Annotated in this window: 11 protein-coding genes; 4 read left to right on the forward strand and 7 right to left on the reverse strand. The window is 41.1% G+C overall.

Going from position 1 to position 13,586, the window contains the following annotated elements; translation table 11 throughout:
- Positions 1-2 precede the first annotated feature (2 nt).
- From HOL16_04765 to HOL16_04790, 6 genes are all read right to left on the reverse strand, one after another.
- Positions 3-1,475 carry a UDP-N-acetylmuramoyl-L-alanyl-D-glutamate--2,6-diaminopimelate ligase gene (locus HOL16_04765; GenBank protein MBT5390004.1) on the reverse strand — a complete coding sequence of 491 codons (1,473 nt, stop codon included), beginning with the start codon at positions 1,473-1,475 and terminating at the stop codon, positions 3-5.
- Positions 1,462-3,090, reverse strand: coding sequence for a penicillin-binding protein 2 (locus tag HOL16_04770; protein ID MBT5390005.1), 1,629 nt, complete (start codon positions 3,088-3,090; stop codon positions 1,462-1,464). The genes HOL16_04765 and HOL16_04770 overlap by 14 nt, the downstream gene beginning before the upstream one ends.
- Positions 3,091-3,200: 110 nt before the next feature.
- Entirely contained in the window at positions 3,201-3,554 is a 354-nt protein-coding gene (locus HOL16_04775; GenBank protein MBT5390006.1) for a hypothetical protein, read from the reverse strand.
- Positions 3,551-4,525 (reverse strand): 16S rRNA (cytosine(1402)-N(4))-methyltransferase RsmH, encoded by a 975-nt coding sequence (gene rsmH / locus HOL16_04780; protein ID MBT5390007.1) that lies wholly within the window; start codon positions 4,523-4,525, stop codon positions 3,551-3,553. Before rsmH ends, HOL16_04775 begins: the two co-directional genes overlap by 4 nt.
- Positions 4,522-4,998, reverse strand: a complete 477-nt coding sequence (mraZ, locus tag HOL16_04785; protein ID MBT5390008.1) for a division/cell wall cluster transcriptional repressor MraZ — start codon at positions 4,996-4,998, stop codon at positions 4,522-4,524. Before mraZ ends, rsmH begins: the two co-directional genes overlap by 4 nt.
- Before the next feature lie 118 nt (positions 4,999-5,116).
- The gene (locus HOL16_04790) at positions 5,117-5,335 is read right to left on the reverse strand and encodes a hypothetical protein (protein ID MBT5390009.1); all 219 of its coding nucleotides are present in this window, start codon (positions 5,333-5,335) and stop codon (positions 5,117-5,119) included.
- 378 nt (positions 5,336-5,713) lie between these two features.
- Between HOL16_04790 and HOL16_04795 the strand changes: the two genes are divergently transcribed.
- From HOL16_04795 to HOL16_04810, 4 genes are all read left to right on the forward strand, one after another.
- Positions 5,714-6,571, forward strand: a complete 858-nt coding sequence (locus tag HOL16_04795) for a fused MFS/spermidine synthase (GenBank protein ID MBT5390010.1) — start codon at positions 5,714-5,716, stop codon at positions 6,569-6,571.
- Between the two features lie 51 nt (positions 6,572-6,622).
- A complete protein-coding gene (locus tag HOL16_04800; GenBank protein MBT5390011.1) occupies positions 6,623-7,504 on the forward strand; it encodes a hypothetical protein in 882 nt (293 codons plus the stop codon).
- 11 nt (positions 7,505-7,515) lie between these two features.
- Positions 7,516-8,457, forward strand: coding sequence for a fused MFS/spermidine synthase (locus tag HOL16_04805; GenBank protein MBT5390012.1), 942 nt, complete (start codon positions 7,516-7,518; stop codon positions 8,455-8,457).
- A gap of 217 nt (positions 8,458-8,674) precedes the next feature.
- Entirely contained in the window at positions 8,675-12,259 is a 3,585-nt protein-coding gene (locus HOL16_04810; protein MBT5390013.1) for a hypothetical protein, read from the forward strand.
- A gap of 461 nt (positions 12,260-12,720) precedes the next feature.
- Here HOL16_04810 and HOL16_04815 read toward each other — a convergent pair whose 3' ends face one another.
- Positions 12,721-13,419 carry a hypothetical protein gene (locus tag HOL16_04815; protein ID MBT5390014.1) on the reverse strand — a complete coding sequence of 233 codons (699 nt, stop codon included), beginning with the start codon at positions 13,417-13,419 and terminating at the stop codon, positions 12,721-12,723.
- Positions 13,420-13,586: the final 167 nt, after the last annotated feature.

Below are 13,586 nucleotides of genomic sequence, written 5' to 3' on the forward strand. Positions count from 1 at the left end.
ATCTATGCACTTTCTCTAATGGCTTTTTGAGCAACAAGCTGATCTTCAAATGGAAGAATTTTATCCATCACTATTTGGCCCTTCTCATGACCTTTTCCAGCAATGACCAAAGTGTCCTTCTGCTCAAGTCCTTGAATCGCTTCATAGATGGCCTCAGCTCGGTCTCCTATGTCAAGGGCTTTGGGACATTTTTCGATGATTTGTTGACGGATTTTCTCAGGATTCTCGGTTCTAGGATTATCATCTGTTACAATAACCCGATCTGCACAAAGTTGAGCAACGGACCCCATGAGAGGACGTTTCCCAGGATCACGATCGCCACCACATCCAAAAACCACGGCAAGTTTTCCATCGGTATGGGGACGTAGTGTCTTCAAAAGCATCTCTAGGGCTTCGGGTGTATGGGCAAAATCTACATATACTTTGCTTCCCTTCTCAGTATGCCCCACAAACTCAAGTCGGCCGATGGGAGCCTTCAAATGTTTGATAGATTGAATTGCTTTTTCAAGGAGGACCTGATCCTGATGGGTTCCATACAAGATGGCAAGAGCGCACATGAGATTCATGGCTTGGAACTCTCCAATAAAAGGCAAGATGATCTCATGGGTTTTTGAGAGAATCTCACACCGAATAGCAAGCGTATTGTCAGAAGGTTGTAGGTCAAGAATTCGGAATTCTTTTCCCTGCTTTCCATAGGTCAATACTTTGTGGCCACTCTGTTCACATAGTTCCTTGAGGGTTTCGAATTCTGGGATGTCTGCATTGAGAACAGCAGTCTTTCCTTTTGGAAGACATTCCGCGAAGAGGCGGCTTTTAGAGACAAAGTAATCTTCGAAAGTGGCGTGATAGTCCAAGTGATCCCGGCTAATATTTGTGAATGCGGCCACTTCCAACGCCAGGCCATCGGTTCGGTACTGTTTCAAACCGTGACTAGAGGCCTCGAAAATAAGGTGATCTATCCCTATATTACCCAACTTTTGGACAATTTCGTGGAGGCTAATTGTATCTGGAGTGGTCAGAGTGCTTTTTGACAAATCAGGGGGGAGGGGAAGGCTGGTTTGGAGACCGATGGTTCCCAGACTTGCACAGCTATAATCCAAGGATTGCCATAGTTGCTGTACAAACGAAGCAACAGAAGTTTTACCATTGGTACCCGTTACAGCGGCACAGTGTTTGGGCTGCTTTCCATAAAAATTCGCGGCAATCTGGGAGAGGATTTTTCGAGGGTCCTCAGAGGTAAAAATAATCTCTGATGATTGGGAAAGTCCCTCTTTTGGTTGCGCTAGAATAGCACTAGCTCCCTTTGACAGCGCTTGCGGAATAAAGTCTCGGCCATCAACTTGTTCTCCATTGATGGCAACGTAAAGGGCTCCAGGCACCACTTGGCGAGAGTCTGAAACGATACGTGTGATTTCAAGATCTGCCTTCCCAGTAGCGGGAGAAAGAGAATCTGGCAAGAGATTAATAAGACGCATGACGGAATCCAGTGGAGGGAATATCAATATGGAGCGCATCTTCAATGGCGGAATCTGACTCATTTACGGGATTCACCCCAAGGATGGGGGCGATTCTGGCAATAACATTGGCGCCCAGAGGTGCCGCTGTCCAGCCACCGCCGGTATATCCGAATGTCTCTGCTGATCCTTGAGGGCGGTCGAGCATCGTGAGGACCACATATTTAGGATCATGCATTGGAAAAGCGCCAACAAACGAGGATAAGGTTTCTTTTGTGTTATACGTTTTACCGTCAGTTCTGTTGGCTGTGCCGGTTTTGCCTCCAACAACGTAGCCATCAACGTTTGCTTTTCGAGAGGTGCCGTCAGTTACGGCAAGTCTTAATAGTTGGCGCATTTGATGGGAAGTCTTTCTTGAAATAATCCGTTTTCCTTCTGGGGTTTCCGCTCTCTTAAGGAGAGTAGGTTCTACCATAATGCCATCATTTACAACACTTCCTACGCCCATTGCAAGCTGAAGGGGGCTAATAGAAAGGCCATACCCATAAGAAATGGTCATCATATTTATATCTCGCCATTGTTTTGGCGTGAGAGGGGCCCCAACTTCAGGAATTTCTACGCTGACTGGCTTCAAGAGTCCGAACTTATCCAGATAGGCAATATGTCCTTCTGTTCCGACGTCCTGGGCCATTCTAACCATGCCAATATTTGAAGAATACTGAAAGATCTCGGGAACGGAGAGCCAACGGTTTTTTCCCCGAAAGTCGTTGATACTAAACTTAGCAACACGAATGGGATTGGAGGCATCGTACCCATCTTGGAAGGTAACCGTTCCTGTTTCTAGCGCCATTGCTGTCGTAAATATCTTGATGGTAGATCCCATTTCATAAATGCCCAGTGTATTGGCATTAAAGCGCTCTTCCGACTTGGCCTTTTGCGGCATATGAGGGTCAAAATTTGGTTGGGAGACCATGGCCAAAATCTCTCCAGACTTTGCGTCTAGAACAAGGACACAACCGCCTTTTGCTTTAAAGTGTTCGATGGTTTTTGTCAGCTCATCATTGACAGCATGTTGAACACTGAGATCTATTGAAAGTTGGACGTTATTTTTAGATAAGTCTACGTCGAAACCATATTCTATTCCTGCAATGCCCCTGTTATCTACGTCTGTAAATCCAAGAACGTGAGAAACGAGGCGTCCGTGAGGGTATACCCGCTTTTCTTCTCGATGGAAATGAAGTCCAGGAAGTCCCATGTGGTGGACCAGGGCTTGCTGCTGGGGGGTGAGATTTCGGGCAATCCAGACGAAGTTTTTGTCAGAGGATAGTTTTTTCAAAAGGTCCTTTTGATCCAGTTGGGGAAATATTTTAGTCAACTTTTCAAAAGCGTCTGTTGTGTCTAAGATTATTTTAGGGTTGGCGTACAAGGAGGCAGTGATGAGATTTGTGGCCAGAGTCTTTCCATTTCGATCGAGAATGTTGAATCGAGCAACGCTGTGGCTTGAATGGGAGAGGAAATCGGAAATGCCTGGTTCATCCTGCCCTCGCAAGAGGGTCACATCAATGAGCCTGTAAGAAACTGTCAAAAAGCCAATGGCAAAAAACAGACTCACCATTAGGAGTCTATTCCGGGCCATTTCCAACCCTTTAAAGAGGGAACCTACAAATTCTAGGTTCTGTTTTTTAGAAAGGTCTACCGAGGAGTTTTTTTTCGGGTTATTGGGGAGATATATCATATGTTTGGTATTTAATGTGTTGAATAGTTTGAAAGCATCAGGCGTGATGTGGGCTTTGTTGGGGGATTTTCGGGTTCAAATGAAGGATCGTTGACCCTATAGGGCAATCGGTTGAAGGCGAATATTTGGTTACTGGAAATAGGTTTAAGTTTCAAAAGTTGCTGCGATAATTTTTGGAGAGTGGAAGGATCATTGAGATGGCTCCATTCAGCTTCCAAAATGTGGATAGTTTCTTCGTTCTTGAAGATTTGTTTGTGAACCGTTATGAGTTCTTGCTCAAGCTCGAGCACTCGGTACTTAATATGAAACAGAGCAACGCTTATGCAAATTGTGAAAGCAATGAAAATGAGGGTAGAACGTCTCATGGCATCGTCCTACTTTGCGAAGGGAAAATCCGTTCAGCCACCCGAAGGCGCGCTGAACGGGATCTGGGATTTTGGGAGATCTCAGACTGGGAAGGGGTAATGGCTTTGCGTGTAAGAAGCTTAAAGGTTTTATGCCCTTCTTCGGCTTCAGGCACATAACGGGAGAGCCCTTTATGTTCACTTCGATTCTTTAAAAAATGCTTTACGCATCGATCTTCAATGGAATGAAAAGAGACCACAGCAAGTTTTCCTCCTGGAGCGAGGATATTTTCAGCGGATTCAAGAGCCCGCTGGAGCTCTCCCATCTCGTCGTTGATGTATATCCGTATGGCTTGGAATGTCCTGGTCGCAGGGTCAATTTGGCCCTTTTTAGCTGGAATGATACGACGGACAATCTCAGCCAGTTGTCTCGTGGTGGTAATGGGCGTTTTGGCTCGCTCTCTTACGATGGCCCGCGCAATGGGGCGAGATTTCCGTTCATCTCCAAACTTATAGAGTATGTCCGCAATTTCTGTCTCTCCCAAAGTGGCCAAAGCGTCCGCGGCCGTTTCTGAAGATTCGCCCATGCGCATGTCTAAGGGACCATCCTTTTGAAAGGAAAAGCCTCGCTCAGCCTCATCAATTTGGAAGGAAGAGACGCCCAGATCTAAAGCGATGCCATTTATTTCTTTGGCGCCGTTTTCCTTGAGGAGCTGCTCCATATCGCCAAACTTTCCTAACAGAAACTTGAATCGCTGAGGAAACTCTTTTTTTAGGGAGGCAGATCGTTTGATGGCATCTTTGTCGCGATCTATGGCCCAAACAGTGCACTTGGCGGCGTTGAGTATGGAGCGACTATAGGAACCAGCGCCGAAGGTTCCGTCTACGTAGGTCTTCCCGTCCTCTGGGGCAATGGACTCTATAATCTCGTTGAGGAGGACGGGAATGTGCTGGGAGGCACATTGGGAAGGAGAAAAGGGAGGAGGGCTCATCGGGCACCCTCCTCAGGGGAAGAAGTATCAGTTAATTTGAGTGTTGCCTTCTTTTCGTGGATACGTTTACGAGCCTCACTCTGATGTTTTTGGAAGATTTCTGGCGACCATATCTGAAAAGTAGCTCCGCGACCCACGAATGCAGCATGGGATTCGATTTGAGCATGGGCCAAAAGTTCTTGTGGGAGCATGATGCGCCCCTCACTGTCGAAGGGCAATTGATGGGAGTCAGCAAATATCGTGGAAGCAAAGTCATCTTGAGTCTCCGAAAATAAGTCGAGTCGATCAACGCTCTGAGAGAGTTGCGTCATACGATCGATCCCGCAGGCTTCAATTGAGGGAGATTTATAAGAACGAAAGGCAACAATCCCGAGGAATGGTTGTCCCGCAAGGGCCGTCCGAAAGGTAACAGGTACCGATACTCGACCTTTCTTGTCGATCTTATTTGTAAATGTGGAGAGAAATAGGGCCATTTATACGTATCCCATACCTTTCAACATTACTCCCTACACACTGACCACAAACCACACTATTATGGGATAGCATGGGATTCTATGGGAGTCAATGGGAAAATAGCATTTCCAGGTGGGATTATAGCCTACTTTGACGGGCTAGTGCTTTTAAATCACTGTGGATAAAGGCAAAAAAGAATTCGGCAGGCGAATATGTTTTTTCGCCCTCCATAATTTCAGCCAAGAGGAAAGCTTTAGATCCATCGTGACGGGCACACACTGGATGCATCGTGAGGGGAAGGCTCTGGATGCAATCATATACTGCGTTATCCGGCCCATACTGCGTTATCCGGTCCAAAATTCGTCTTCCCGGCCATTAGGAATTCTTAGCAAGCCGAAGGCGCGCTTTAGAATTTCTTATGAGCGCGGGATCCAGGGGCCGGGAGTAAGAGCTTTGAGATCAAATCCATATTATTGGGCACTTTTGGCACACTGATCTCTGGTTACTAATCCCTGAAAGCTGGATACCGAGATACCAACTCACTCTAAGACTTGCCGGCTTAAGACGCCGGCTCGCCAAGAGTTCGTAGGTTCCGGCATGACGGCTATTTAATTCGTTCCCTTAAAATAGTTGCCCACCCTATCCTTCCTCTTAAATGCCTGATACTGTCTCAAAAAAAAAGAGGGTGGCAAGGTGGAAGCTAAACAATCCAAGATAATTCATTTCATTATTTTTTTGTCTCTATTTCAGGCCTTATTATTGGCACAGGCCCCAATTTGTAAAGCATCCATCTGTGAAGAGCTTCGTTCGGAAGTGGATATTGACTTGGAACAGGCAGAGGTACTTTACACGAAAGAAAATGGGTATGTGGTATTAAAGGAGGGTCCTTATTATGCTTTATCCTTTAATGGAGGAGAGGATGTGCAGGGAACAAAAGATCCTTCAGACGTTACTGAGTTGCCGCTTTTGTTTGCACGCTTGATGTCTATGGGGGTTTTGTATCCCAAGCATATCAAAAGAGTTCTTATGGTGGGTTTGGGGACAGGTATGTTGAGCAGTTACTTGCACCACTATTTCCCCGAGGCACACATTACCTGTGTTGATCACAATCCATTGGTTATTGAGGCGGCCAAGGCATATTTTGGGGTGCCAGATACAAGTCGGCATAAACTCGTTCTTGCGGATGGATTGACGTTTTTGAAAGACACCCAAGAAAAGTATGATCTAATCTTCTCTGATGCTTACATGGAATTTATTCCAACCCATATGGCAACTGCTTCCTTTTATGCACTCGCTAAGGAGAAGTTGGCACCAAACGGTGCCTTGGTCCAAAATGCTATTCCCTCCAAGCATCTCAATATTCAGCAAGTGCGGGAGAAGCTGAGTCAAAGTTTTGCACATGTGGATACGTACAATGAAGATGTGGCAGGAAATGCCCTGCTAGGAGAGGATGAAGAAGGGGATAATACAATTCTCATTGCTTATAACGGTCCCAAAATATCCAATAAAAGTTTCAAAAAGAGAGCAATAAGGCTTCAAAAGCAACATGGATTTCGTTATGGTCTGAGAGAGTTGTTGAAATGTTGGATGTAGGTGGGAGAAGCATTTTTACGGAGATGTTATTGTAGAGGGGCAAAGGTGAAATTGAGAAGAACTAAACTTTTCTTTGCAGGGGTTATTATTTTTCTAGGTTGTCATGGGAGTGTCCAGGGACAGTTTGATAAAACTCTTTGTAAGAAACAAAGTAAGGAACTACACTTTGATATTAAAACGCAGGATTCTTTGAGTGGAGATAGGTCAGGAAAAAGCTCTTTTTCGGTTTCAAAAAAAGGAAAATATATAAATTTTTCTTTTGGTGATAATGTCCAGCGAATAAGAAATTCAGAGGATCCCACAGAACTATCACAATTTTCGGCTCGTTTGATGACGCTAGGCCTTTTATATCCAAAAAAATTAGAAAAGATTCTTTTTATCGGTTTAGGAAGTGGGCAAATAAATTCCTACCTTCATCAATTCGCTCCAGAGATAGAGATAACCTGTTTAGAGGTTAAATCTGAGGTCGTTAAGGCTGTGGAGAATTATTTTGGTTTGTCTCCGGATCAGAAAATCGTGACCGAGGATGTGTGGGAACACCTCCAAAATACGAAAGAAAGATACGATATTATAATTTTGGATTTTGACGTAATATCTTCCCTAGGCAAACATTCCGGTGATCTGTCTCTATATAGGCTGATACGAAGTAAATTGGTAACCGGCGGTGTTTTTGTTGGAAATTTTCTCACAAAAATTGATCGTTCTCCCAGTGACATACGAGAAGTCCTTTTGAAGGTTTTCGATCATGTTGATGGATTCAATGTACGGGAAGAGCCTAGTAAATTTGAGGAACAAAGAAGTGATGATGCAATTTTAATTTCATACAACGGCCCTCCTAAAACAGAAGAAATACTTTTAAAGCGAACGTTGGGTCTTCAAAAAAAATATAACTTCCGATACAATATCAGTGAACTTTTTTTGTGTTGGTACTAATGAGGTTAATAATGAAAAATCGCAAAAATGAAGGTGGTTTAGAACGCTATAGCTGCTTTGTTAAGTACTGTTTTATTGTTTTTACTATTGTTACTACTTGTTTTCAGTTGGCAACAGCATCGGATACTGCAAATCCCTTAGCTTGCTATCAACTTTCAAGCCAACCAAAATTCAATCTGAAGAAGGCTGACGTCATTGATGTAATTCAAGGAAAAGATATTTCGGTATATGTTTTAGAAGTTGGTCCCCATATAGGAATGTCATTCGAGAGAAAACATGATATTCAGTCTATGTATAACCCCTTAGATAGTACTGAACTGGCTATGAGTTATGGGCGGATCATGACTCTAGGAGTTCTGTATCCTACGACAAAAGAGATTAAGAAAGTTCTTATGATAGGCCTAGGAGGGGGTAGAATTACCAGTTACTTGAGTCAGTATATGAAAAACACACATTTCACTGGGGTTGAGCTTAGTCCTGAGGTTATAAAGGTTGCTCAGCAGTATTTTGACGTAAAACCTTCAGAAAAAATTAAGATCGTAGAAAGTGAAGGTTGGAAGTTTTTGAAGGGGAGTAAGGAAAAATTTGATTTAATTTTCTTAGACGCATATTGGAAGGAAATTCTTCCTGAACATCTTAAAGGTGAAGCGTTTTATAAAGAAGTGAAGAAGCATCTTGTTTCTGGTGGAGCGGTTGTTCAAAATGTATTCAATAAAAGGTATTTTTTGTCAGAGGCGGAAGATGTAATGACAAAGCTTTTTGATCATGTGGATATTTTTGAGAGGGGACATAATTTTATTTTAATTGGGTATGATGGGCCTCTAAAAACAGAAAGTGAGAAAGTAACACTAGCCGAGACATTGCAGAAAAAATATGACTTTCGATATAACCTTAAGGATTTATTTGAATGTTTTTTCTACGAAAGTATTCCAGACGCGCCGAGGAAGAACTAGCAGTTACTATTCATAAAAGTTTTAAAACAAGTCTTTTGGGTTTATTCCATAATGCAAAGCCAATTTGAGAGTTTTTGCTTTATCTTTCGGAGTTTTCTTTGTATAAATTATATAAAAATTGGTAGTTTCAAGGGAGCTACAGAGTGATCTGTTTTTCGGTACAAAACTTCTTCCCGTATTTTTTCCGTAAAATAGGGGCTATTCCAAAGATCAATTTATGCTGAATGGATCCAATACAAAAACAATTATAGCTCTATGTTTTAAGAGTCTGACAATATTCAATTATTATTTTTTTATTGTCGCTTTCTTGCTGATTCCTGAATATTCTCTCAGCACTCGTATTGGAATTTTTGAGGAGTCAGACGAACCTCCCCCAGGCTTCGAAGCTGTAGATGTTGCTGAAGAGACTAACTATGTGGAAGCCTATTTTTTCGGGAATTTGCTTGGTAGTTCTCTAATGACATACCAAGATAACAAGGTAGTTATTAAAAATCCGGGCCTACTTGTAAAGAAAATGAAAGGGCTTAAAGATCCTGAAGCTGTCCTTAAAGCATTAACAGGAGAAATAGCTGGCAACTCAGAGTTAGCATGTAGTAATGAAAATGCACGACAACCCTGTGGAATTTTAAGTCCCAAAGTAGCTGCAGTTATTTATGACAGATTCAAAAGAGAATTGTCTATTTTTGTTAATGCAGATCTCTTAGACAAAAAAGAACTTGAATTTGATCAACTGCCACGATCAACGAGTAATTTTTCTTTCCTGAATAATGTTTTTGTGAATTCGACAGGGAGTAAACGAGAAAGGAACTATACTGTTAACAATAGAAATGTTTTTGCCTATAAAGAGGCATTTATAGATATTGACTCGAGTTATTTCCTGGATGAAGGTGATACGTCTTTATCTACTGTTGGTGAAAAGCGTTTTCGTTTCAGTACAATTACTGGAAATTTGAATAGATGGAATAAGACATTTCAGATTGGAACTGTGAGAAATGAAGGAAGTAACTTTCTATCATCTCAGCTTCTTATAGGAGGTAAGTTTTTTACCACACTTAATCAACTTACAGACCTAAATAGCGCCCAGTCGACTCCAATAGAGGTTTTCCTAGCTTTACCCGGGGAGGTCCAAGTTTTTAGGGATAAAAAACTTCTGTACGCTCAAAACTATACGGCTGGCAATCAGTTCATCAATACTTCTAGTTTTCCAGCAGGAAATTACGATGTTCAAATCAAAATTATTGACATAAATGGCAACGTAACGGAAACAACACAGGCTTTTGTTAAGACGGAAGTTATTCCTCCATTTGATTATCCATTTTACTATGGGAGTTTTGGATTTATTGAAAATACAGCAAATAGAACTCAAGAGCTGTTTCCTCAGTTTTTTAATGATTTGGTTGGGCAGATGGGGACGGCTGTAAGAGTAGCTAACTCTTGGGCCTTAGCTGAAAATGTTCAGTTGGCTCGGAGTGTTGCTGCATCAGAGTCTAGTGTAATTTTTGTCGATTCTGACATAACGTTAAAGGTTGGTGGGTTAATTACAACAAAGAAAAATTATGGATACTTTTCGGATCTACGTTATAGAGCAAGTTTTTTTTCTGGAGGCGGAAATTTTCTTAGTATGTTTGGTCCAACAAAGGCTCAAAGGAACAAAATAGCTTCTGAATTTGACCCTGTTTCTGGGACGCGTGTAAGATATTCAGCCTTTCTTAATTTGCCTCTATATAAAGGAAATTTTTTGTTCAACACTAGTTATGGAAAATCAGATGTTGGGACAAAGAATAGAGCTTACACTGCCACCTTTAGTTATCCTCTTTACAGGGAAAGTGGCATTTTTGCAAATTGGTTAACAAGCTATAATGTTAGAAATAACGACAGGCTCTATATATTTGGTATAAATGTGAGTTTTTCCCATGATAATTGGAGACACGCGTTTCGGGGGACTTACAATAGGGAGCAAGATATTGAAAATCAGCTTAGTGAACGTGATACACAGGATTATACTTTAAGTTCTGCTTGGACAAAATCTGAATCTGGGCGCTATGATTTGGGAGCAGGAGTGACTGGGAGTCATACTTCAGCGTCTGATTCTTTAAGGCCATCCGTATCATATAGCGATAATTTTGGGCGCTTTCAAAGCAGTGCGTCTTATAGCAAACCTATTTCTGGGGCAATTAGTCGGCAGTTTAGTTTTTCGGGGGACACAAGTTTTATTGCTGCAGAAGAGAAGAGCGGTTTCTCGAACTCTTCCCGTAATACTACGGGGATTTTTGTGGATGTAATATCTTCTGAGGCTGACCAGGAATTTGAAGTGCTCATTAATAACCGCCCTGCTCAAGTTATTAAGTCAGGAACTGCTGCATTCATACAACTGTCACCGTTCAAGACTTATATGGTTTCTATTAACTCCTTAGCGGGTAATCTGTATACGTATAATCCTGAACCAAAGTTTGTCACTTTGTATGAGAGTAATATTCAACCACTTTCGTGGGAAGTGCAAAAAGTGTTTTTGCTTATTTCACAGTTTGTAAGGCCTGATGGAAGTTTTGTCCAATATGCAGGTGTGGAAGGTGGAGTTGATTTAGCCCAAACAGATGAAAATGGGTATATTCAAGTTGAAATTCCTGAGGGGACAGAAAAATTGTTTGTTGAACCCATTGAAGGAGCTTTTTGTGAAGTTAAGGTTGGCGGGTTGGCTCCGGAAGATAACTATGTATATAAGGAGAGTATAGTCTGTGTTCCTACAAAGAAGAGGCCAAAAAGAATTGATAATAAAAGAGAGAATAAATATGAAGGGGAAGTTCTTTTTGAAGAACTTAAGAAGGATGAAACTTCAGAGGGGAAAATAGAAGGTGATATACCTGTTGTTACAGAAGAGGAGATTCAATCACCATCGCAGAAACAGCCAGATCATTTGAATGCTATCGATCCTGGAAAGACTAGTTTTGAGGAAGAGTCCATGGAAGGAGTTCAAGATCAAAAAGAGATGGCAGAAGAGAGTATTCAAGAAGAAGTCGGTGCAGGAGTTTCTTCGCAAGAGAATATTCAGCCTGAAGATAATATCGAGGATCTTGATGGAATTTCTTCAAAATCGAAACCAGTGATTGAAGAATCGGTGCACAGAGAAATACCAATGATTGATATCGATAAAAATATTAATAAAACAACTGAGAACAAGAAAGCAACAAGATTTAGTAAAGAATTAGTTTATCAAGAAGGGAAGCCAGCTATTTCACCAAAACGAGCTAAGCCTATGAATAAGAAGTTTAAGAAAGAACTGGTTCATCAAGAAGGGAAATCAGAAGGAGCTGAAAAGAAGGGTACATCTACAAACAAAAATTTTGAGAAAGAATTAGTTCATCAGGAGGGCAAATTAGTTGATCTAGTAAAACAAGGCAAGGCATCGGGCAGACAGTCTGAAAAAGAACTGGTTTATCAAGTGCGTGATTCTTCAGTGAACAGGGCAAGTGGTCAAGCAGTAAATCCTACTAGAGTGACTAAATCTGTAAAACGCCTAAAGGAGCTGGTATATCATGAGGTAATTCCTGCTGTTGAGAAAGCTATGAACAAAAAATCTACGCAACGCCCTGAAGTCGGTCCGACTAAGAATAAGGTTTACGGAGAGAATAGTCTATTAGGGATAGTTCCTAAAGAAAAAGCCAAAAAAGGTATCAAAACAGGGCCCATCCCAAAAAAGGCTGTGTATTATGAAAAAGGACATCCTGAAAGTCTTGGAGAAAAGACACCTTCCTCGAATAGAAAAGAGCTCGTTTATCGAGAAGTTTCTTTTCTAGAGCGGTAGACATAAGGATTTTATTGTTGTCATTAAATAGAAGAGATGTCTTATTAAGAATTTCCTAATACATCTTCAGGTTTTTTTGTGTTACTATTTACTTGTATTGTTGTTTTAATTATTTGTTTAGTTCAATTTTAATGGTGGTAAATGATTAAGGTTACTATATTATTCTTTTCATTTTTATGTACATTTTGTTTGATAAATGAAGAGGTGTTAGCCAAAAATATAACATACGGTATTTTAGCTCCAGAATTCTCTAAAAGTCAGCATCAGAAGCTTAAGGAGTGCAACCTAACGTGTTCAGTTTACTTGGGGGGAGCGTGTGCTCAAGTGCCTAATTGCAGCTTTTGTTGTGATAGCCAGTATGGCCCAGGGACAGAAATACTTCACAATTTTAGTAGTTGAGCCAAGAGACAGCCCACTGTTATTGGGAAGTAAAATTTTTCATGCAATTCTTGTATAATGTATTAGTTTGTTTGCCCTGCACTTTTTTTATCTAGAGTCTCTGCAACCGTTTCAAAAGAGACAGGACCTGCTTCAGGGATTTCAAAAGTGTAAGTGTTTCCAGCATAGAGGCGTTTGCCAGTTACCCCTGTTTCCACACATTTATCAGCTGAAGTGCATTGTTGGATCTTCCCAAAAAGCAGATTTGTATTGCCGATATTTTTTACGGTAACAGACTTGCCATTCCGAATTGCAGAAATTTTTGCAACTGGTTTTATAGGAGGTATTACTAACTCAACTAAAAAAGCAACATTTACACGTAAAAATAGTCGTTTTTCACCTTGTGAAACTGGTGCTACACGCTTTAGTTGTCCCAAAACGGGCATCACCTTAATTCTGTAGATGCGTTCTTGTTCACCTGGCGGTTTTAAAAGTGAAACACGAATGCTTCTCCTTTGATTCGGTGCAAGGACTAATTTTGGAGGTGTCAGAAGTAAGCCAACTTCCTTTGGATTTCGACTTTCTATGGAACGTTCGTTCGGCATGCCAGGATTCTCAATAAGTTTTAGAGTAGTGCCAACGTATGACTTTTTATCTTTTTGTTGGTTGAAAACTGAAATATCTTGATACGGCTTATCTTTTAATTTGAACTGTGTCCTTAATGGAGAGACGATAATACGTGCACACGCATGATGAACACACAGCGTACACGCTAATGTCATAAAAATTACTTTTGAAAAAAAACTTCGAAGCTGCATCTTATTCTTTATTATTCATCATATATAATCACTGACCACATGATACTATTACCTAAATCCGTTGTCAAACCGTGGATGGAAATTAATTTATTATAAAATTGATATTTGCGTTTAAGGTTCATGTTAAATTT

This window comes from Alphaproteobacteria bacterium (assembly GCA_018662925.1).
GTDB lineage: Bacteria > Pseudomonadota > Alphaproteobacteria > 16-39-46 > JABJFC01 > JABJFC01.